Annotated in this window: 17 protein-coding genes; 4 read left to right on the top strand and 13 right to left on the bottom strand. The window is 41.9% G+C overall.

Going from position 1 to position 19,936, the window contains the following annotated elements; all coding sequences use genetic code 11:
- Positions 1-12 precede the first annotated feature (12 nt).
- From secA to CES82_RS08990, 4 genes are all read right to left on the bottom strand, one after another.
- Positions 13-2,376: a preprotein translocase subunit SecA gene (secA, locus tag CES82_RS09005; RefSeq protein WP_098825566.1), complete on the bottom strand. Its 2,364-nt coding sequence runs from the start codon at positions 2,374-2,376 to the stop codon at positions 13-15.
- A 212-nt stretch (positions 2,377-2,588) separates the two neighbouring features.
- Positions 2,589-3,143 carry a ribosome hibernation-promoting factor, HPF/YfiA family gene (gene hpf / locus CES82_RS09000; protein ID WP_098825564.1) on the bottom strand — a complete coding sequence of 185 codons (555 nt, stop codon included), beginning with the start codon at positions 3,141-3,143 and terminating at the stop codon, positions 2,589-2,591.
- 158 nt (positions 3,144-3,301) lie between these two features.
- Entirely contained in the window at positions 3,302-3,982 is a 681-nt protein-coding gene (locus CES82_RS08995; RefSeq protein WP_098825562.1) for a ComF family protein, read from the bottom strand.
- Positions 3,975-5,348 carry an ATP-dependent helicase ComFA gene (locus tag CES82_RS08990; protein ID WP_501193750.1) on the bottom strand — a complete coding sequence of 458 codons (1,374 nt, stop codon included), beginning with the start codon at positions 5,346-5,348 and terminating at the stop codon, positions 3,975-3,977. Before CES82_RS08990 ends, CES82_RS08995 begins: the two co-directional genes overlap by 8 nt.
- 29 nt (positions 5,349-5,377) lie before the next feature.
- Between CES82_RS08990 and CES82_RS08985 the strand changes: the two genes are divergently transcribed.
- The gene (locus tag CES82_RS08985; RefSeq protein WP_098825560.1) at positions 5,378-6,034 is read left to right on the top strand and encodes a YigZ family protein; all 657 of its coding nucleotides are present in this window, start codon (positions 5,378-5,380) and stop codon (positions 6,032-6,034) included.
- Positions 6,035-6,224: 190 nt separating this feature from the next.
- Here the strand turns inward: CES82_RS08985 and CES82_RS08980 are convergent, their stop codons facing one another.
- A complete protein-coding gene (locus tag CES82_RS08980; protein WP_098825559.1) occupies positions 6,225-7,319 on the bottom strand; it encodes a glycosyltransferase family 4 protein in 1,095 nt (364 codons plus the stop codon).
- 277 nt (positions 7,320-7,596) lie between these two features.
- Here CES82_RS08980 and CES82_RS08975 point away from each other — a divergent pair, with 277 nt between their 5' ends.
- Positions 7,597-8,040, top strand: coding sequence for a CidA/LrgA family protein (locus CES82_RS08975; RefSeq protein ID WP_098825557.1), 444 nt, complete (start codon positions 7,597-7,599; stop codon positions 8,038-8,040).
- 39 nt (positions 8,041-8,079) lie between these two features.
- The gene (gene lrgB, locus CES82_RS08970; RefSeq protein WP_098825555.1) at positions 8,080-8,844 is read left to right on the top strand and encodes an antiholin-like protein LrgB; all 765 of its coding nucleotides are present in this window, start codon (positions 8,080-8,082) and stop codon (positions 8,842-8,844) included.
- Between the two features lie 303 nt (positions 8,845-9,147).
- On the opposite strand, the gene CES82_RS08965 is transcribed toward lrgB, so the two are convergent.
- Complete coding sequence (locus CES82_RS08965; protein ID WP_098825553.1) at positions 9,148-9,894, bottom strand: glucose 1-dehydrogenase; 747 nt, start codon at positions 9,892-9,894, stop codon at positions 9,148-9,150.
- 118 nt (positions 9,895-10,012) lie between these two features.
- Between CES82_RS08965 and CES82_RS08960 the strand changes: the two genes are divergently transcribed.
- A complete protein-coding gene (locus CES82_RS08960; protein WP_098825551.1) occupies positions 10,013-10,927 on the top strand; it encodes a LysR family transcriptional regulator in 915 nt (304 codons plus the stop codon).
- 30 nt (positions 10,928-10,957) lie between these two features.
- Here the strand turns inward: CES82_RS08960 and CES82_RS08955 are convergent, their stop codons facing one another.
- From CES82_RS08955 to groL, 7 genes are all read right to left on the bottom strand, one after another.
- Positions 10,958-11,392 (bottom strand): Zn-ribbon domain-containing OB-fold protein, encoded by a 435-nt coding sequence (locus CES82_RS08955; protein WP_098825549.1) that lies wholly within the window; start codon positions 11,390-11,392, stop codon positions 10,958-10,960.
- Between the two features lie 12 nt (positions 11,393-11,404).
- A complete protein-coding gene (locus CES82_RS08950; RefSeq protein WP_098825547.1) occupies positions 11,405-12,688 on the bottom strand; it encodes a thiolase family protein in 1,284 nt (427 codons plus the stop codon).
- Positions 12,689-12,931: 243 nt separating this feature from the next.
- Positions 12,932-13,399, bottom strand: a complete 468-nt coding sequence (locus tag CES82_RS12725) for a LysR substrate-binding domain-containing protein (RefSeq protein ID WP_263850131.1) — start codon at positions 13,397-13,399, stop codon at positions 12,932-12,934.
- Between the two features lie 25 nt (positions 13,400-13,424).
- Positions 13,425-13,844: a LysR family transcriptional regulator gene (locus tag CES82_RS12720; RefSeq protein WP_225364880.1), complete on the bottom strand. Its 420-nt coding sequence runs from the start codon at positions 13,842-13,844 to the stop codon at positions 13,425-13,427.
- 79 nt (positions 13,845-13,923) lie between these two features.
- The gene (locus tag CES82_RS08940) at positions 13,924-15,699 is read right to left on the bottom strand and encodes a CocE/NonD family hydrolase (protein ID WP_098825545.1); all 1,776 of its coding nucleotides are present in this window, start codon (positions 15,697-15,699) and stop codon (positions 13,924-13,926) included.
- Between the two features lie 394 nt (positions 15,700-16,093).
- On the bottom strand, positions 16,094-17,929 hold the full coding sequence (kimA, locus tag CES82_RS08935) for a potassium transporter KimA (protein WP_098825543.1): 1,836 nt from the start codon (positions 17,927-17,929) through the stop codon (positions 16,094-16,096).
- A 323-nt stretch (positions 17,930-18,252) separates the two neighbouring features.
- Positions 18,253-19,884, bottom strand: a complete 1,632-nt coding sequence (gene groL / locus CES82_RS08930; protein WP_098825541.1) for a chaperonin GroEL — start codon at positions 19,882-19,884, stop codon at positions 18,253-18,255.
- Positions 19,885-19,936 lie beyond the last annotated feature (52 nt).

The following is a 19,936-nucleotide window of genomic DNA, read 5'->3' as shown; positions in this document are numbered from 1 at the left end:
CGACTAAGGTCTTTAACGCTTAATATTTTGACGAATTTCTGACTTCATGAACAAACGAGTAGCATCGTAATCAATGTCAGCAATCATTTCTTCAAACATCCGGTAGCCATCTTGTTGATATTCAACTAACGGGTTCAATTGACCATAACCACGTAAGCCAATAGAAGTCCGCAGTTGATCCATGACATCAATGTGATCAGTCCAATGAGAGTCGACCACACGTAAAATGACCACTTTTTCAAATTCTAGCATTTGTGCTGGATCATAAAGTTGCTTTTGTTTGGCCTGATAAACATCATCCGCTAAGCCCTTAAGCAGTTCTTTGATTTGATCAGCACTCTTGTTCTTGAGATCATCCAACTTAATCTGATCCGGACTAACAATTGCAGAAATCGCAAAGTCCAAAATCGTGCTTAAATCCCAATCCTTCTGCTCGCCTTGCGTATGGAGATTAACAACCCGATCAATGGTTCGGTCAAACATTGGCTTGATAACCCAACGTAAGGATTTATCTTCATTGATCACTTCATTACGCTGGTTATAGATAACCTCACGTTGCGCACGCATCACATCATCATATTGCAGGACATTTTTACGTGAATCATAGTTGTTACCTTCAACCCGCTTCTGAGCAGATTCTACTTGGCGACTGATCATCCGACTCTTAATGACCGCATCGTCACCCTCAACGTTCATCCGTTCAAGGAAGGCTTTAACTCGATCAGTACCAAAACGGCGTAACAAGTCATCTTCAAGTGACAGGTAGAACTGTGTCAAGCCTGGGTCACCTTGACGTCCAGAACGGCCACGAAGTTGATTATCGATCCGTCGTGATTCGTGTCGTTCAGTACCGAGAACAACTAAACCGCCTAATTCACGGACACCGGGTCCAAGCTTAATATCGGTACCACGACCAGCCATGTTGGTGGCAATGGTAACTGCACCACGTTGACCGGCATTCATAATGATATCAGCTTCCTTAGCGTGGTTTTTAGCGTTCAAAACAACGTGAGGAATGTTTTCCTTATCCAGCAATTGAGAAATGTATTCAGAAGTTTCAACCGCCACAGTACCAACCAAGATTGGCTGGCCTTTTTCATGCAATTCTTTAATCCGGTCGGCAACCGCGTTAAATTTAGCTTCCAAAGTTGGGTACAAAACATCTGGTTCATCAATCCGAATAACGGGCTTGTTAGTTGGCACTGAAATAACTTCCATGCTGTAAATCTCACGGAATTCTTCAATTTCAGTCCGGGCAGTACCCGTCATACCAGCTAATTTATCATACATCCGGAACATGTTTTGATAAGTGATATTAGCCATGGTCTTGGATTCTTCTTGAATATCCACGCCTTCTTTGGCTTCAATCGCTTGGTGCAAACCGTCAGAATAACGACGGCCTTCCATAACACGACCGGTAAATGAATCAACGATCAGGACTTCACCATCGGAAACCACGTAATCCTTATCACGAAGCATAATGAAATTAGCTCGTAAAGCTTGATCCAAATGGTGGGTCAAAGCAGTGTTATCAGTATCAAAGAGGTTCTTCAGGTTGAAGTATTTTTCAGCCTTTGCGATCCCTTCTTCAGTTAATGACACACTCTTAGATTCCAAATCGATCTTGTAATCGGTATCTTCATGTAAAGTTTTCGCAAACCGATCAGTCCGCTGATACAACTGTGAAGTACCTTCTGATTGACCAGAAATGATTAAAGGTGTCCGAGCTTCATCAATCAGGATTGAATCCACTTCATCGACAATGGCAAAGTTCAGTGGTCGCTGTACCATGTCTTCCTTATAAACAACCATGTTATCACGCAGATAATCAAACCCAATTTCTGAGTTAGTTGAATAGGTGATATCACAGTTATAAGCAGCACGTTTTTCTTCAGGTGATTTCTCAGTCAGGTTCAAACCAACGCTCAACCCTAACCAGTTGTACAATTCACCCATTTCTTCAGCATCACGAGATGACAAATACTCGTTAACCGTCACAACGTGAACCCCTTTACCTGACAATGCGTTCAGGTAAACTGGCATTGTTGCGGTCAACGTCTTACCTTCACCAGTTTTCATCTCGGCAATATTACCCTCATGAAGCACAATACCACCCATAATTTGAACGTGGAATGGGTATAAGCCAAGTACCCGCTTAGCACCTTCACGCGCAACGGCAAAGGCTTCTGGCAATAAGTCATCTAGGGTTTCACCATCTTGATAACGTTTTTGAAATTCTGGAGTTTTTGCTTTTAAATCATCATCAGATAAAGCTTCGTACTCTTTTGAGTAGCTATTAACCTGATCTGCAATTTTGCTGATTCGTCGAAGTTCTCGTTTATCACTTTCGACCCAGCGTTTTAAAAAGTTAGCCATTCTTGATTCCCTTCTGTTAATGTGTTCTCAATTATTATCATTCATTTGATTGCATACCATCAACTAGTCTAACATTTATACGCAGTTTTTAAAACTCATCTGATAAGTATAATTTTTAAAAGACTGTGATAAAAACATTACAGAACGACTACAAAGGGACCGAAGCTTTAATTAAAAAACTTCGATCCCCTCATAACTACCTTCTTAAATAATTAATCGCCGGCTTCAATCAAACCGTAACGGCCGTCATTACGACGGTAGACGATATTGACAGCATCGGTTTCAGCGTCTTCATAGATAAAGAAGTCATGCCCCAGCATATCCATTTGCAGAATTGCTTCTTCGTTGTCCATTGGCTTTAAGGAAACTCGCTTCGTCCGAACAACTTCTAACTTTGCACTTTCATCAGAGTCTTCGTTGTCGGCAGTTTCAGGTGTAAATTCAAGATTTTTGAAACCTTTTTCACGAGACTTACGGTTGACCTTTGTCTTGTACTTGCGGATCTGACGCTCTAGCTTATCCGTAACCAAATCGATACTTGCATATAGATCTGGAGACGTTTCTTCTGCTCGAAGGGTTAAATAAGGGAGCGGAATGGTAACTTCCACCTTAGAATCCTTGTTTTGATACACCTTCAAATTAACATGAGCAGTTGAATCCACGCTTTGCTCAAAATACTTCTCAAGCTTACTGATCCGCTTTTGCACGTAATCCCGGATTGCTTGAGTGACCTCAATGTTTTCACCACGAATATTGAATGTGAGCATAGAACTTCTCTCCCTTCCACAACAAACAAAAGTTAATTTAAGCATACCTAAGTCTACGGCTTAAATGTTTGTTTTGTTTATAGCTTAATTATAATAGAAAGCGCTACAATACACAATAGTTTAAGGCTTCAAACAGCATTATTCTGAATTTATTCACATTATCCGTGCGCTAACGTAAGGCCCATAACCTCACTAGCACCAGCGTCTAAGAGCAATGTTGCAGCGTGGCGAATCGTCCTACCAGTGGTATAAATATCATCTACGATCAAGACCCGCTTTTTATTAAATTTTTCAGCCTTTAAATTTAGCTTAAAAGGTTGTTTGGATTTGAGTCGTTCCTGTCGATTTTTTGCTGACTGGGGTTGCTGTTTATCAGACTCAAGCGTCATGAGACCTTCAACCGTTTTAACAGGTTCCAATAGGCCAGCAACTTGGTTGAACCCCCGACGTTGCTGAGTTGCGGCATCAATTGGAATTGGGACCACTAAATCAGCCTTAAATCGATTGACTTCATGAACTATTCTAGTTTGAAAAACTTTTCGTAACCGATAATCACCATAAAATTTATACTGTGACATATATTGTTTGAGCAGATCATTATATTGAAACATTGCCCGGTTCTTAAAATTTGACGGTTCTCGCCACTGTACACAATCTGTGCATAGCTGATCTGACCACGCACGACCGCAACCCGCGCACGCCTGTTCAGGAGAAATGGCTTCCAAACTACCAAGACATGTCCGACAGAGCAACGAATGTTCAACTGGCTGAAAATTTAATAACTGCCATAGTGTTAGCTGTTCTTGACTATTACGGTGACATAGCAAACATTCAGCCACGCGATTGACCTCCTATTAAACCTTCTTTTTGGGCTTTTCGGTTAACAAATCTGATTTGACGCCGTGCTTCTTTGATTGCTTTCGTTTGACGATCAGCAAAAAAATTCACCAGTCCCGTAGGATAGGCCGCTTTACGTCCAGCTCTCCCCGCAATTTGGACTAGGGCAGCGGTTGAAAATACGGCATCATCCGCCCCCAGTACAATCACGTCAATATTGGCAAACGTTACACCACGCTCTAGAATGGTAGTCGTGACCAAACAATCCAATTCACCATTTCTCATCTGCTGAACTTTTTCATGCCGGTTCTCATCCCCTGCATGAACTGTTGCTACTTCCATATCTGGAAATTGATATTTTAGTGCTGATTGAACCCCCTCTAAATCCTTTACATGCGGGACAAAGAGTAGAAAGTGACGTTGGTTTGAAGTGATTTTTCTAAGTATGGTTTTCACTGGACTAGGTAAACGCTTTTTGACCAGGGATTGACGCCACCTACTCGTTAACTTTAACCTGATCTCAGGCAGCGGATGTCCATGATACCTTGCGGGTAAATAACTAACTGAAAGTTTTTTCTGGCGTTCTTGTCGCTGCAGTTTCTTACTAGGCGTCGCAGTAAGATAAAGTAACGCCCCGGACTCTTTTTTAGCCTGTTCGGCAGCATAGTTCAACCCAGGATCAGCAGCAAACGGGAATGCGTCCACTTCATCAATCACCAGAACATCAAAAGCATGGTAAAATCGAAGAAGCTGATGTGTTGTACATATCGTGAGCTGGCAGTAGTCGTAAGGTCTTTCCATCTCACCATACAGCACAATCTGTGAAATACCGCTAAATGCGGCTTGAAAACGTGGTGCAAGCTCTAAGCAAACATCAATTCTTGGTGACGCAATGCCGACGCGTAATCCTTTCATTAATGCTTCTGCAATACCATGAAATAACATTTCAGTTTTACCAGCGCCAGTAACTGCCCAGAGCAGATGGGTTTTACCAGCAGCAAAAATGTCGCTGATCTGCCGACTGCAGGCGTCCTGAGCAGGTGTTAACTCACCCGTCCAAGTGAGTGGTGATGCTGCACATTGTACAAATTGATTAGGTTCAGGCAACGACCAAAGCCATAGATTTGACGTTACTCGTCCCAACTGAAAACAGTGCGGACAATAATAGTGGCTGTTTGGTAACCGAACCTCTTGCTTGGTCGTTTTCTGGCTGCAACGTTGACAAATTACCCACTGACTAGTCTCAATCATTGCTGGCCGACGGATTAACCGTGATTGCTGATTAGTTTCAACCGACATCGTATCCGCCAACACCTGTCGACCAAAAAGCTGTTTTTCCTTCATCACTTTTACCACCTCATTAACCATACATACGCAGAAATGGAGTCATTCAACCAATGTCAGAAAATTATTTAACCATTAAAGTCGCTGGATCTCACGAACTGGAAATTAAAAAATCTCGTTTTATTTGCAGCGTACAACGAGTTGAAACAAAAGAAGTGGCTGATGCCTTCATCGCATCCGTTCGCCAGGACAACCCAAAAGCTAATCACAACTGCTTCGCCTACATGCTAGGTGAACACGATGAAATTCAACGTGAAAGCGACGACGGTGAACCTTCTGGAACCGCCGGCGTACCTATTCTGGAAGTTTTAAAGCAACTGAAAATTCATAATGTTGTTGCCGTTGTTACCCGCTATTTTGGTGGTACTAAATTGGGAGCTGGCGGTCTTATTCGTGCTTACAGTAACGCCACCTCCCGTGCCATAGAGCAGGTTGGTTTAGTTCAAAAGGTCCTGCAACGAGATCTCATTTTGACCGTCTCATACGCTAATTACGAAAAGTTAACTTATCATCTCAAACAAGAACAGATCAACCTGATTGATACGACTTACGGTAGTGACGTTGTAGTGACCATTGCGGTGGATCTTGATTCTGTCGCCGAAGTTCAAACCCAAATTACAAATTTACTTTCCGGTCAGGTCACGATTAAAGCTGGAGACGAACATTATCATGAAGTTGACGTTCCGGTTTATCCGGACTCTCAGGATTAAGATACTGCCATAACTTTGCTGCTATATAATCCATCTGCCATAAGTCTATATTGGCAAGCATTTCAATCAATTTTTCAGCAAAATTAGTGATGCCTGCCCTTTAGCGCAAATAAAACCCATCCCGACAAGTACATCGGAATGGGTTTTTATTCACGTTAAATTCTGAAATCTACCAAGTTTAATCACACACTCAATGTGAATTTTTAGAAGTCGTTCCCTTTACCAGCCGCTTGATCCAGTTTAATAAAGGCTGTCGATTTACACCAACTAGCCCAATTGCCTCAACAAATAACTCTAAGCCAACCAAACTGGCAACGGTCAAACAAATCGTCCCCCAAGTAGGCGAGATTGGGTACATCAACGAAATGAACGCAAAAATCAACGCAATTCCGTAAATCACTAACACCGTTTGCCGATGTGTCAGACCAATTTGCATCAATCGGTGGTGTAAATGGTGCTTATCAGCGTGTGAAATTGGTTGCCGATTCAGTAAACGCCGCAGTATCGCATAAACCGTATCGGTAATTGGAACCCCCATAATGATCACTGGGATGATGACGGAAATAAACGTGACGTTCTTTAACCCATACAGTGAGAAAACCGACATCATAAAACCGATAAACAGTGAACCAGTATCACCTAGATAAATCCGAGCTGGAAAGAAATTATAGGGTAAAAAACCAATCATTGCGGCCACTAACGCAAAAATGCTGATGCCTACGAAAGTATTTGCAACGTTCAAAAAGAACAGACCAGTTATTCCCATAGTTGATAACGCAATAATCCCCACACCAGTGGCAAGACCATCCAAGCCATCAATCAAGTTAACGGCATTTGTAATGGCTAATATCCAGATCCATGTAATGGGTAAGCTTAACCAACCCAGTGATATCATACCGACAAACGGAATCGTAATATGACTCATTTTAACTCCAGCAGCAAAGTAAACCACTAAAGCTGCAATGGAAATACCGATTACCTTTTGACGGGGTTTAAGTTCGAAAATATCATCAATAATGCCGGTGGCAATAATCACACACTCACCAGCGAAAACTCCCCATAACTGACGCGTTGGAATTTGAAATCTTAATAGGAAGATAGTTGCAAAGGAATAGGAAAGAAAAATTGCCAAACCACCCATCGTGGGCATCGGCACTTTATTCACCCTTCTTGCATTAGGATTATCGATTGCACCAACTTTAAAGGCCAGTTTTCGGATAAACGGTGTCAGGATAGCGGATAAAATCATAGTCGCAACTAAACTAACAATGATTTCAAATTTCATAGTAGTTTCCTCTCTTCATGACACATTAGTCCTATTATACAAATGGCTTTCAGTAAACACAATCACTCACCCTAAATTTTTCTGTCATTAATTGAACAAATTGAGCAAACTGATTAATTTAGAGTCCAATTACACAAGCCATTTTTCAGTAAGCGTTTACAGTTATGACTATAACCTTGCGTTTTTTTGGAAAAATGATTATACTTACATTGTGAAGCGAAAGCGCTTTACTAGTTTGTGAAAAATTTTTTATAATTTCTGAAAGGAGTGTTTAATTATGGCAAGTAACCAAGCTACCAAGACAGAGGGAACTGAACACGAAGCGGCACCAATTTTGCAACAAATGTGCATCTTCGCATCGGTCTTATTCGTTTCATCATTAATTTCACCATTATTCCCAAAGTCGTTCCCAGTTCCAACTCCGGTTATTGGTCTGGCTTTGATGTATGTACTTTTAGCATCACACATCATTAAATTATATCAAGTGGAGAAGATGGCTGACTTTTTGATTAGCTTAATTGCTTTCTTGTTCGTCCCATCTGGTATCCAAATGGCCAACTCACTGAACGTCTTCACTGACGATGGTGCTTTGACCGGTGTTATGCTGATTGTGACTATCATCTTAGCTACTATTATTCTGTTAGTTGTAATTTCATACACGACCGCAGGATTTATGGCCATCAGTCGTAAAGTATTCCACAAATCAACTGATGTTCAGTAATTCGGCGACTCTCCCCAACTATAGAAAGGATTGAGTTAAATGACCTGGGTGAACTTTTTCGGTAATGCATTAGATCCGAAAGTCGGTGGGATTGCATTCTTTGGTATTTTCTTATCATTAGCAGTGTTTCTCATTGGCCAATATTTATTTAAAATTTCAAATGGTTTCTTCTTATTCCAGCCATTATTCGTTGGTATGGTTCTAGGTATTTTTATTCTTTGGCTGTTGGCTAAATGGTTTGGTGTTTCACTGCCAACCTTCTACATGTCAGCATACAAACCAGGTGGTGACATCCTGTTCTGGTTCTTGAACCCTGCCACTATTGCTTTTGCCATTCCGCTGTATCGTCGGAATGATGTTGTTAAGAAGTTCTGGTTAGAGATTGTTTTGTCATTGATCGTTGGTATGGTGATTTCATTATTCGTCATCTACTACGTATCAAAGGGCTTAGGTCTCAACAACAAGATGATTGCTTCTATGTTGCCACAAGCTGCAACTACTGCTATTGCGATGCCTATTTCTGGCGCCACTGGTGGTATTCCAGCCGTTACTGCGATGGCATGTATCATCAACGCCGTCTTGATTTACGCCTTAGCTGATGTCTTGATCAAAGTGTTCCGCTTAAACAGCGACCCAGTTGGTGCTGGTTTAGGTTTAGGTACTGCCGGACACACGGTTGGTTCAGCTAAAGCCGTTCAACTCGGTTCCATTCAAGGTGCTATGGCTTCTATCGCCGTTGTTGTCATCTCAATCGTTGTCGACATCGTTGTACCACCATTTGCACACATGATGGGCTTGTTCTAAACAGGTAATTAAATAAAAAATTTTTCTCAACTACAAACAAACTAAATAAGCATTAGGATGCCATATCCTAACTTAACAAGAAAGCTGTCAGATCAAGTTCTGACGGCTTTTCTTGTACTAATGTAAATCTAGGACTGTGCCGGATTCAGCATTTCAACCATCTTTTAGCCAGAATTAGTTCTAATTGTGCTTCGACTGACTAACTGTTTCTTAACATAAATAAGACCTATTCCCCAACAATGATCGCGGAATAGGTCTTATTTCCTTATCTATATTAAATTCTGGAATCTACCGCGTCTCATCTTACTGAGCCGTGTAACCACCATCAATGACAAACTCACTACCAGTTGAGAACGTAGACTCATCCGATGCCAAATATAAGGCCAAACCGGCAACCTCATCCTTTTCACCAAATCGTCCCAGTGGCAACGAAGCCAGATGAGCACCAATCAACTTCTGTTCTTTAGGATCATTATCAAGTTCTGGTTTGTGAATTGGTCCTGGATGAATCGAATTAACACGAATACCATACTTCTGTTTAGCACAGTAAAGAGCTGCAGATTTTGTCATCATTCGTACAGCCCCTTTTGCAGCAGTGAAGGCAAATAAGTTAGGATAGCCAATCAATCCTTCGATTGAGGACATATTAATGATGGAACCACCATGATCTTTCATATTCAAAATGCCATACTTAACGCCTAACATTTCGCCGTCTAAATCAATGGCCATAACTTTATGCCATTCATCCAAAGTTACGTGTTCAGCATCATTAAACGCTGCAATACCGGCGTTATTGAACATAACATCAACGCCACCGAACTTCTCAATAACCGTTTTGAATACGTTTTGCCAATCTTCTTCTTTAGAAACATCATGCTTAACAAAAATAGCGCCATGACCGATTTCTTTCACAACTTCATCACTTTGAGCATCATTTACGTCTGTCACAGCAACCTTTGCACCCTCACTGGCAAATCGCTTTGCAGTGGTTAAACCAATCCCGTTGGCGCCACCAGTGATAATTGCAACTTTATTATCTAAACGTCCCATAATTATAGAACCCCTTTCAAATGAAATGTGATTTACTTACTTGTGTTATTAGGCATACAATTGAGTTGTTAAAATAGTTTTCCTGATCAAAAGCTCACTGACCAAAGGAGTTTTCAAATTGAATCTATTAGGATTACGCTACTTCATTACTGTTGCTGATTATGCCAGTTTTACTAAGGCAGCTGAACACTTATTTGTGACCCAGCCCACGCTGAGCCGACAAATTAGCGATCTTGAAGATGAAATGGATACACCACTATTCATCCGCAGTCACCATTCCCTCAAGCTCACCAGTGCGGGCAACCGTTTTTTAAAGGAAGCCATTCGCATTGTGAATCAACTTGACCATCTTAAAGAGGTCGTCAATCCCGGTGAAAGTAGCCAGGCAGGGACAATTCGAATTGGTTATCAAAGCTTTCTGGACACCAACCTGATGTATCAGATTCTGAAACAGGTCAGCCAAAAATTCCCTCAAATTGATTTACCGCTTTTTCGCGGTACCCCTTCAGAGCTACGCAATCAATTATTGAATGATAACTGCGATGTTGTTTTCGCCTTGTCACCTTGTATTCAGGGACTACCCCAAATTGACTACATCGATCTCCAAGAAAACAAGTTAAAAATTGCAGTGCCCTTAAACCATCGATTAGCCCATCAAAATTCCGTTAATTTAAAGGACCTAGCTAACGAAAACTTTGTCATGCTCGACCGGAAAGTCTCCCCTTACATTGTGGATTATGCTATCAGCCTGTGTATGCAAAATGGTTTCTCTCCCAACGCGTCTCACTACGTTGATAACGCTGAGAAGGCCTTAATGTTTACTGGTGCTGGCAAAGGCATTACATTCCTGCACAGCATGAATAAAGTTAGCAATCCCATCGACAGCTTTGATGTTAAATTACTCAATATCGAAGGTCAGGTTAATGACTTTGATTTCGTTTTGGCTTACAAAGAAACTAATCACAATCCGCAGTTAACGACTTTTATGTCAGAAGTCAGTAACTTCATTACTAAAAACCAGCAAAAGGCTTGAAAGCTCGATGAACTTTCAAGCCTTTTTGGTTTATTTTCTAACTCTAAATCCAACTGACTTAAAGCCGCCATCCAGCTGAATAAACTCAGCATCCGCTTTAAATGGTAACTGACTGGTTAATTCATCTTTGTTTTCTTCAGTCACACCATAAAGAGCTGCGTGGAATTGATGAGTTCCAGCTGGAAAATGACCAACGCAAACACAGTATGGTTCCTTGCTGACAAAGAACTCATCGGCCTTTCTAAAGGTATAGTCGCCACCAACACTGGAATCTTCAAAGCGAATCTCATCAATCACAGCTTCGGTTCCCAAATCAATCCAGTCTAAGTTCGTACTCCCGCACTTTTGGCAAGTTGGTAGTGGTGGCCAAACAACGTCGCCACAATCTTGACACTTCATACCCATAATCTTACCTTTTTCAAGATTATCGTAATACGGTTTTAAAATTGGTCGTAATTTATACATACTGGTTTCCTCCTAGTCTTGGTTTTCTAGTAAAATACCAACGGTCGTGTGACCACCGCCCATACCACGGACGAGAACATCATTAACTGGCTTAGGAACCTGACTGCCACCAGCAGTACCACGCATTTGCATAATCGCTTCACTTAACATGTTGATCCCCGCGCAGCCGAAACCATGGCCAAAACTAAGATCACCGCCATGTGGATTAATTGGCCGGTCAGCATCGAAACGAGTACGGCCTTCGAGTTCATACTTATAACCTTTACCCTCTGGTAAGTAGCCAAAGACTTCGGCGCTGTCAAGCTGTTCACCAGAAGTCATAACCGTGGTGATCATGAGATCCAAATCATCTGGGTTGAAGTTATCCTGACCTCCATAAAGGGCATCACGAACATCAACGTTCATCTGGTGGAAGCAGAATGGATAGCGCTGCGTGTTGGAAACTGAAGCATGATCAATAACCGTAATTGGATGGTCTTGATACTTCTTAGCAATATCAGCAGAACAAACGATGATGGCACCTGCTTCAACGTTGTGCAGCACACTGCCGCTCTTACGGATATATTGCGTAATCTTGGGGTTATTATCTGAACGCATGTATGCCATGACGTCATCATAACCAGCTTTTTTAGCGATTTCACTATACGGTGTCCGTTCTAGAGCACGTGGGTTATGTGACGCATTGTAACGTAGGTTAATGGCCATTGCGTTATAGGTATCATCCAGCGTCTTTTCATCGATACCATAGTGCTTAATGTAGTACTTGCCTTGTTCCTCAGTCAGTAAGTTATCACTAACACCATCAAAGCGGTTATATGCCGTGTCAAACAGTGCACGTCCTGGTGACCACCAGCCGTCGTATTTCTGGATTGGCTGTAACATATAAGCAGGTTGATTCCGGGCATTAAAGTGTTTTGGTGTTTCCAAACCAGCACACATCACAATGTCGTACTTGCCAGAAGCAACAGAGTTAACCGCTTCGTTAAAAGCCAAATAGCCACCAGCACACGCCTGTTCAATATGAGTAACGGGTTTACCAGCTAATCCTGCCCATTCTTCCAGCGAGCCGACAGGTGACATGACATTGCCCATCGTAACAAAATTTGCCATTTGTGAATAGACTAACTTATCGACATCTTTTGGTTTAATTCCCGCATCTTGCATAGCTTGATTACAAGCAGCTGCCCATAATTCATAAATTGATAAGTCCTTGTATTCCGGATCATCAAAAGATCTTTGAGGTAAGCTGCTAGTGCCAATGATTGAAACAGGTCGAGCGAATTTTTGTTTTAACATATTACTTTCCCCTTTCATTCAGGTCATATTATCAAGGAATGTATGCGCATACATTTTTATTTATCGCCAAAGTTCATACCGGAAAAGCTATGAACAATTTCTGCGATTACCTTTGGTACACGTTTATCATAACCTGCGGGATAGGGTTTGTATAATTGTTATTCCGTATGTAAATCGGTCAAGACAGTTCTCATGAATTTTTTGTATGTAATTTCACAAATCGTCTTTCCCCATTACTTTATACTAATTGTTTCTATCATTATCATTTTCAATAAATTGATATAATTCATGCAAGATTTGATTCTCATGATGCTCGTTAATAGCCACAACAATATTTTGGTTCAGACTATTATCCTCTAAATCGGCAATTTTAATTTGATATTTTTCTTCCAAGGTATCGTCGTTCATGCCGGAATACAGAAAAGCCAGCCCTTTTCCAACAGCAACCATTGATAAACCTTCGTCTAAATTATTGACATAATAGTTAGCCTTCAAGTTAAATCCATTCTTCAGCCCCTGAGCAATAACGTAATCGACAATCACTGGTGACTGCTGCCGTTCCAAAAGGATAAAAGTTTCTTTTTTTAAATCGGCAAAATGCAGCTCTTTCTTTTGACTAAGTCTGTGATTCCTGGGTAACGCAATTTGCAGATGATTTTCCATAAACAGTGACTGTTTGATAGCCGACTTATTTTGAAAATAAGAGGCCAGACTAAAGACTAGGTCATAGCTACCGTTAGCAAGACCGTCTGCTAAGGCCCATAGGCGTCCCTTGATACATCATGAACTGGGTACTTGGGTGGCTAGCTCTAAACTGATTTAACAGCCGGTACATGCCACTCCATTTAAAGTTAGCCAAATAACCAATTTTTAGGATAGTCGTCATCGAAGCAACGTTTTTTTGAGCGTCAAACAAGTGGGATAAATGATCCACACGTTTTAAAATAGCCGTTGCTTCAATAACGACTTTTTGCCCTTCATTCGTAAGTTCTAGGGAATGACTGTGGCGTTTAAACAGTGTCACGCCAAGTTCCCTTTCCAATTCTTGAATATGCCGGCTGAGTGTTGGCTGAGAAATGTACAGTTTTTCAGAGGCCTTAGTAAAGCTTCTTTCAGTGGCGACTTCAACAAAGTACTTCAAGGTTGCTAGTTTCAAAAGAAAACCTCATTTCAAAAAAGTGTTTGTAGTAACTTTATGACAAAGTTACTACAAACACTTTTATCTCACAAGTCAATTATTGTTTAATAATTGGCGTTGTCATTAATGGCATTTGTAAATATGACGCATATTGGCCACCAGTATGAAGAATGTGAACACCCTGATTATCCGGTGTACAGCCTGGGGTACCTGGCATAACGGCACCAAGCTCATCCTTTGAACTGACCACGATGCGAAGCGTTTCGCCAGCCTTGTAAGACAGACCCACTGGACTTAAGACAACATCCAAGGAAACAATTTCACCCTTTTTCAATTTCTCGACCCGGTCGAAACTGTACGCTGGAATGTCCTCAGTAGAAGTCTTGCTATCCAAATGACGCATAGAGGCACGTAAACGACCCCATGAGCCCTTATAGCGAAGTGCAGAGGCTCCTTCTTGGCTAAAGTCTTGCATGGCAGCACCGTGGTTAGGAATCACGAATTCGCTAAGAACATTACCCATCTTATCAAGTTTTTGAACCCAGACGAAGATATCCATGTCATCGTAGCCATCAACTTCCATGTACAATTTGGCTTTAGGATAACCGACAAACTGGGTATCTTTATCAAACGTCTTCATGAATGAAGCACGGCCAGGCAGACCACCGGCTTGATACTTAACGGGTACATCAGCTGTCTCTGGCTCAGCTTGCAATGCTCGAGTTTTGCCATTGAAGTAATAGCGCTTATTTTCACTGCCGGCTGGTGGGAAGGATTCAGCTGGAATATCAGTCTTGTCATGACCCTCAAAGTCAATTAACGAATAACGGACTTTAAGCGTCTCCAACCAGTCGTTATCCTTACCTAATAAGTAATGGTCAAAGAACCGACGAAGTTCCTCGATATTGTCTTTATCGTAGTAGTAAGGCCATTCTTGACGATCATGGATTCGCAGCCATTTGTCTTTCGAACCTAATTCACGCCATGCTCGGAAGGTCCCCATGGTGTGTAATGTACTAGAGTAACTAGCTACCACAAAGGCCGGCATTTTGATTTTGCTTGGATCAGCAACTTTGTCCTGCCAGATTGGTGCGTCTGCCAATGGATAAGCGTCCATTTCCTTGATCCAGTCCTCACGCTTCGCTCCTGTGGCACTAACGTGGTTAACCGCTAGTCGTTCAATAAAGTTCTTATCAGGAATACCACCAATGAAAGCTAAATCACGATAACCATCTGATAACCCTTCAGTTGGGTTGATACAAGTTAAATGAGGTGGCATCTCTGCAGCAATATACCATTGTGAGAAAGTCAGATAAGACGTTCCGGTCAAAGCAGTTTTACCGTTTGACCATGACTGAGAAGCTAACCATTCGATCAAATCATAGCCATCTTCTGCTTCCTGTGAGCCAATCATGGTCGTATTCCCTTCACTGTGGGCAATACCACGCATATCTGGGTTGCAGACTGCGTAACCATGAGCAACCCAGTAATCTGGATCTGGCGCTTCAAACTTGGTTAAACCAGAGTTCCACTGGTTACCCATACCCAGCATGTTAAATAAATTCTTGTATCGCGGTGCAGTACCAGCGCTCTTTCCATAAGGGCTCCAAGCAATTAACGTTGGAAACTTATCATCGGTTGTTGGCATATAAATATCAGTATAAATCGTCACACCGTCACGAAGTTTTACGGGGACGTCTTTTAGCATCTTAATATCACCTGAAAGTGGTTTAAATCCATCGGCGATTTGCTGCCCCTTCTTGAGGATCACTTCTTTCGTTTCAAATGGACTAAGAACACCATGTTCAACACCATTATCGATGTAATCAAAAGCGGGACTAAATTTCATGTCTTCAGTAATCTTTACGGTCATTTGTATTACCTCCAATTGTCTATGCTTATTCGTTTAAGCAACTTGAGTATACGGGAAGCATAGACGGGATGTACAATTGCAAATTTGGATACTTATGAAGGAAATACGTCTGTTATCCAGTTTATGAATAACACTCGTGAAACTTTGGATCCTTATGTATAACAAAAAAGGTTGTGTCATAAGTCTATATTGGCAAGCATTTCAATCAATTTTTCAGCAAAAATTAGTGATGCCTGTCCTTTGGTTCAATACGTCAATATAGCCTAATCATGCGTCAAAACTCAGATTTCTGCCATTTAACGCAAATAATGCCTACTCCGCACAAATCGCGGAATAGGCATTATTTACATTAAATTCTGGAATCTACCAAGTTTTGTCACACACTCTTGGCTAACTATCTCTTTAAATGATAACTATAAGTTGAAACAATGATATTTTGACGTGTGTTTAAAGCCGACCGCAGTCTCAACGCCGTTTGGTTATGCAAAACATTCTGCCATGGCCGTCGCGGTACGAATTGAGGAACGAGCACCGTAGTGGTGAAGTTCCGTTCCGCTGCCCGCTTGGCGATCACATCACAGAATCGTAAGGTGGGTGTGATGATTGACCGGTAAGAAGAATGAATATCAACAAACCGGACATCAGGGAACTCAACTTTAAACTTCTGAGCGGTTTTGTGTTCCTTACGCGGATTCTCGTCAAATGACACGTGCATCGCAATGACGTAATCACCAACCGAACGGGCATAATCAATCGCATGAGCCGTTACCTGCGTCACATCACTCACAAGGACGATCACGGTTGCACCATCATAGTGGTGATTGACCGTATCGCTGTTTTCGCTAATCCGTAACTGCCGTGCAACGTTCATGTAATGCCGATGGATTCGGTAGAACATATAAATCAGTGCGGGCATGACGATTAAATATGGCCATACATTACCAAAGTGAAGTAAGAACAAGCAAATTACCAGTGACAATGAAATGAACGCACCAAGGAAGTTAATGCAGGCCTTTAATCCCCATTTACCTTCACGAACTCTAAACCAGTGACGGATCATACCAGATTGAGATAAGGTAAATGGTACAAACACCCCAACAGCATACAGTGGAATCAATAGACTCGTCTTACCATGGAAGATAATGATCAAGAAGATTGCCCCTACCGCAAGGGAAATGATCCCATTTGAATACCCTAACCGATCACCACGATCCAAGTAAGCATGTGGCAGGAACTTATCCTTAGCTAGGTTATAAGCCAAAATTGGGAAGGCCGAAAAACCGGTATTAGCAGCGACAGCCAAAATAGCAGCCGTTGCGAGTTGTAGTAGGTAATAAATCAAGCCGTGCCCAAAAACAGCTTGGCCAATTTGTGACAAAACAGTATTGTCGGCCATTGGCTTGATGCCAAGGTAGTAGCTTAAGAACGTAATACCACCAAAGAAGAAGGCCAATATCGACGCCATAATAGCTAATGTTGCACTGGCATTATGACTCTTAGGCTTACGGAAGTTAGGTACCGCGTTACTAATCGCTTCAACCCCTGTCAGAGAGGAAGAACCGCTTGAAAACGCCCGGAAGAACAACACTAGTGTCATCCCTTGGACAGGCGCCCCAACGGCCGCAGAAGCGTGATATGCAACGTGTCCGGTGACAATCTCAAAGATACCCCAGCCAATCATTACGAAAATCATGAGAATAAAGAAATAAACGGGTAAGGTCAGCATGGAAGCTGATTCACGCATTCCTCTAAGATTGAGTCCCATGATCAGCAAAACTAAAATAATTGAAATACCGACTTGATGAGCGCTAATAGCAGGTATCGCAGAAATAATAGCGTCAGTACCAGAAGTGACAGAAACCGCCACGGTCAGCATATAATCAACTAACAGTGACCCACCAGCAACTAACCCAGCTGGTTGTCCCCAGTTAGTTGTTGCAACAACGTATGCACCCCCACCGGATGGGTAAGCGTGAATGATCTGTTGGTATGACAACGTGATTGCGAATAGTAAAACCAAAACCAAGGCAGCGACCCAAAGTTGATACATCAATGCTGCTGCTGAAAGTGTGATTAAAACCGTTGTAATTTGTTCAGTCCCATATGCGACTGAAGATAACGCATCAGAAGAAAGTAGTGCCAGTGCCTTAAACTTGGTTAAGGCCTGTCCACCCTCGTCCGTTGTCTTCAACGGTTTACCAATGAGTAACCGTTTCAAATAACGCCACATGATTTTTACTCCTTTATCGACGAATAACAGCTATCAATCACAACCTCATAGTGACTGATAGCTACTTTCGAAAATTAATATCTAAAATGAATGGATGCCGCAAATGGGTATGCAAAATCAATAGGTATTGTACAACAAACTATCAGATGAAAGCAAGCTGATATCGGGCAATCTAAAAAGGTTCACGAACAATCTCTAGTGTACTAGTTTTTCGAACCAATTACTGGTTTATTTGAAACTAAAGAAGCATCCGCAATTTCCATCAATTGCGGATGCTTCTTTAGTTTCAGTTAGTAATAGTAATACTAGCCGTTAAGCCAAGTTTACATCATACCGCCCATACCTGGTTGAGCAGGTGCAGCTGGAGCAGCAGAATCATCCTTTGGTTCATCGGCAACGACAGCTTCAGTAGTTAACAGCAATGCTGAAACTGATGCAGCGTTTTGAAGTGCTGAACGAGTAACTTTGGTTGGGTCAACAATACCAGCATCTACCATGTTTTCGTATTTGTCAGTAGCAGCGTTGTAACCTTCGCCAGGCTTCAATGTCTTCATGTGTTCAACGATTACAGAGCCTTCAACACCGGCATTTTCAGCGATTTGACGAACTGGTTCTTCCAAAGCACGACGAACGATAGCAACACCGGTTGCTTCATCGCCTTCCGTATCTTTTTCAACCTTTTCAACTTCTGGAATCACGTTGATCAAGGCAGTACCACCACCGGAAACGAAGCCTTCTTCAACGGCAGCACGAGTAGCGTTCAAAGCATCTTCGATACGGTACTTACGTTCTTTCAATTCGGTTTCAGTTGCAGCACCCACACGGATAACAGCAACACCGCCGGCCATCTTAGCCAAACGTTCCTTTAACTTATCACGGTCAAAGTCTGAGGTAGTGGCATCGATTTGAGTCTTGATTTCTGCGACACGTTCTTGGATTTGTTCCTTAGCACCAGCACCTTCAACAATGGTTGTGTCATCTTTTGTGACGTTAACCTTGTTAGCTTGGCCAAGTTGTTCAAGCGTAGCATCCTTCAAGTTCAAGCCTAAATCATCGGTAATAACAGTACCACCGGTCAATACGGCAATATCTTGAAGTTGAGCCTTACGACGGTCACCAAAACCAGGAGCCTTAACGGCAACAACGTTGAAGGTCCCACGCATCTTGTTCAAAACAAGTGTTGGTAATGCTTCACCAGTAATATCATCAGCGATGATCAACAATGAACGGCTTTGTTCAACAACCGATTGCAGCAATGGTAAGATATCTTGGATGTTAGAAATCTTCTTATCAGTGATCAAGATGTATGGGTTGTCCAAGTTAGCTTCCATCTTGTCGTTATCAGTAACCATGTATTGTGACATGTAGCCACGATCAAACTGCATCCCTTCAACAACGTCTAAGCTGGTATCAACACCACGGGATTCTTCAATCGTAATAACGCCGTCGTTACCAACCTTTTCCATTGCGTCAGCAATTAAATCACCGACTTGTTGGTCAGCTGAAGAAATAGAAGCGATTTGAGCAATATCACTCTTAGTGGCAACCTTGTGGCTCATCTCATGTAAAGCCTTAACAGCGGCGTCAGTAGCTTTTTCAATACCGCGACGGATACCAACTGGGTTAGCACCGGCAGTTACGTTCTTCATACCTTCATTAACGATTGCTTGAGTCAAAACAGTTGCAGTAGTGGTACCATCACCAGCGATGTCGTTAGTCTTTGAAGCAACTTCAGCAACTAACTTAGCACCGAGGTTTTCAAAGTGGTCTGATAATTCAATCGCCTTTGCAATAGTAACCCCATCGTTAGTAATCGTTGGGTTACCGTATGATTGTTCCAAAACCACGTTACGACCCTTGGGACCAATCGTTGTTTTAACTGTATCTGCTAATTTATCAACACCGGCAAGCATTGCTGACCGAGCGTCTTCAGAAAACTTAAGTTCTTTAGCCATAGTTTTTCTTCACCTCATAAAATAATTTAGTTTGAAAATTTTAGTCCAGTTG

Origin of the sequence: Secundilactobacillus silagincola (assembly GCF_002583405.1) — a bacterium.
In the GTDB taxonomy this organism is placed as follows: Bacteria; Bacillota; Bacilli; order Lactobacillales; family Lactobacillaceae; genus Secundilactobacillus; species Secundilactobacillus silagincola.
This window is presented reverse-complemented; position numbering and strand designations above follow the sequence as displayed.

What these genes read in the sequence shown, in the direction of transcription:
- lrgB (WP_098825555.1), top strand. Translation starts at nt 8,080, where the DNA reads ATGACCTGGGTGAACTTTTTCGGTAATGCATTAGATCCGAAAGTCGGT.
- CES82_RS08990 (WP_501193750.1), bottom strand. Translation starts at nt 5,348, where the DNA reads ATGGTTAATGAGGTGGTAAAAGTGATGAAGGAAAAACAGCTTTTTGGT.
- CES82_RS08955 (WP_098825549.1), bottom strand. Translation starts at nt 11,392, where the DNA reads ATGTATAAATTACGACCAATTTTAAAACCGTATTACGATAATCTTGAA.
- CES82_RS08965 (WP_098825553.1), bottom strand. Translation starts at nt 9,894, where the DNA reads ATGGGACGTTTAGATAATAAAGTTGCAATTATCACTGGTGGCGCCAAC.
- secA (WP_098825566.1), bottom strand. Translation starts at nt 2,376, where the DNA reads ATGGCTAACTTTTTAAAACGCTGGGTCGAAAGTGATAAACGAGAACTT.
- hpf (WP_098825564.1), bottom strand. Translation starts at nt 3,143, where the DNA reads ATGCTCACATTCAATATTCGTGGTGAAAACATTGAGGTCACTCAAGCA.
- kimA (WP_098825543.1), bottom strand. Translation starts at nt 17,929, where the DNA reads ATGTGGCGTTATTTGAAACGGTTACTCATTGGTAAACCGTTGAAGACA.
- groL (WP_098825541.1), bottom strand. Translation starts at nt 19,884, where the DNA reads ATGGCTAAAGAACTTAAGTTTTCTGAAGACGCTCGGTCAGCAATGCTT.
- CES82_RS08940 (WP_098825545.1), bottom strand. Translation starts at nt 15,699, where the DNA reads ATGACCGTAAAGATTACTGAAGACATGAAATTTAGTCCCGCTTTTGAT.
- CES82_RS08975 (WP_098825557.1), top strand. Translation starts at nt 7,597, where the DNA reads ATGGCAAGTAACCAAGCTACCAAGACAGAGGGAACTGAACACGAAGCG.
- CES82_RS08980 (WP_098825559.1), bottom strand. Translation starts at nt 7,319, where the DNA reads ATGAAATTTGAAATCATTGTTAGTTTAGTTGCGACTATGATTTTATCC.
- CES82_RS08985 (WP_098825560.1), top strand. Translation starts at nt 5,378, where the DNA reads ATGTCAGAAAATTATTTAACCATTAAAGTCGCTGGATCTCACGAACTG.
- CES82_RS08950 (WP_098825547.1), bottom strand. Translation starts at nt 12,688, where the DNA reads ATGTTAAAACAAAAATTCGCTCGACCTGTTTCAATCATTGGCACTAGC.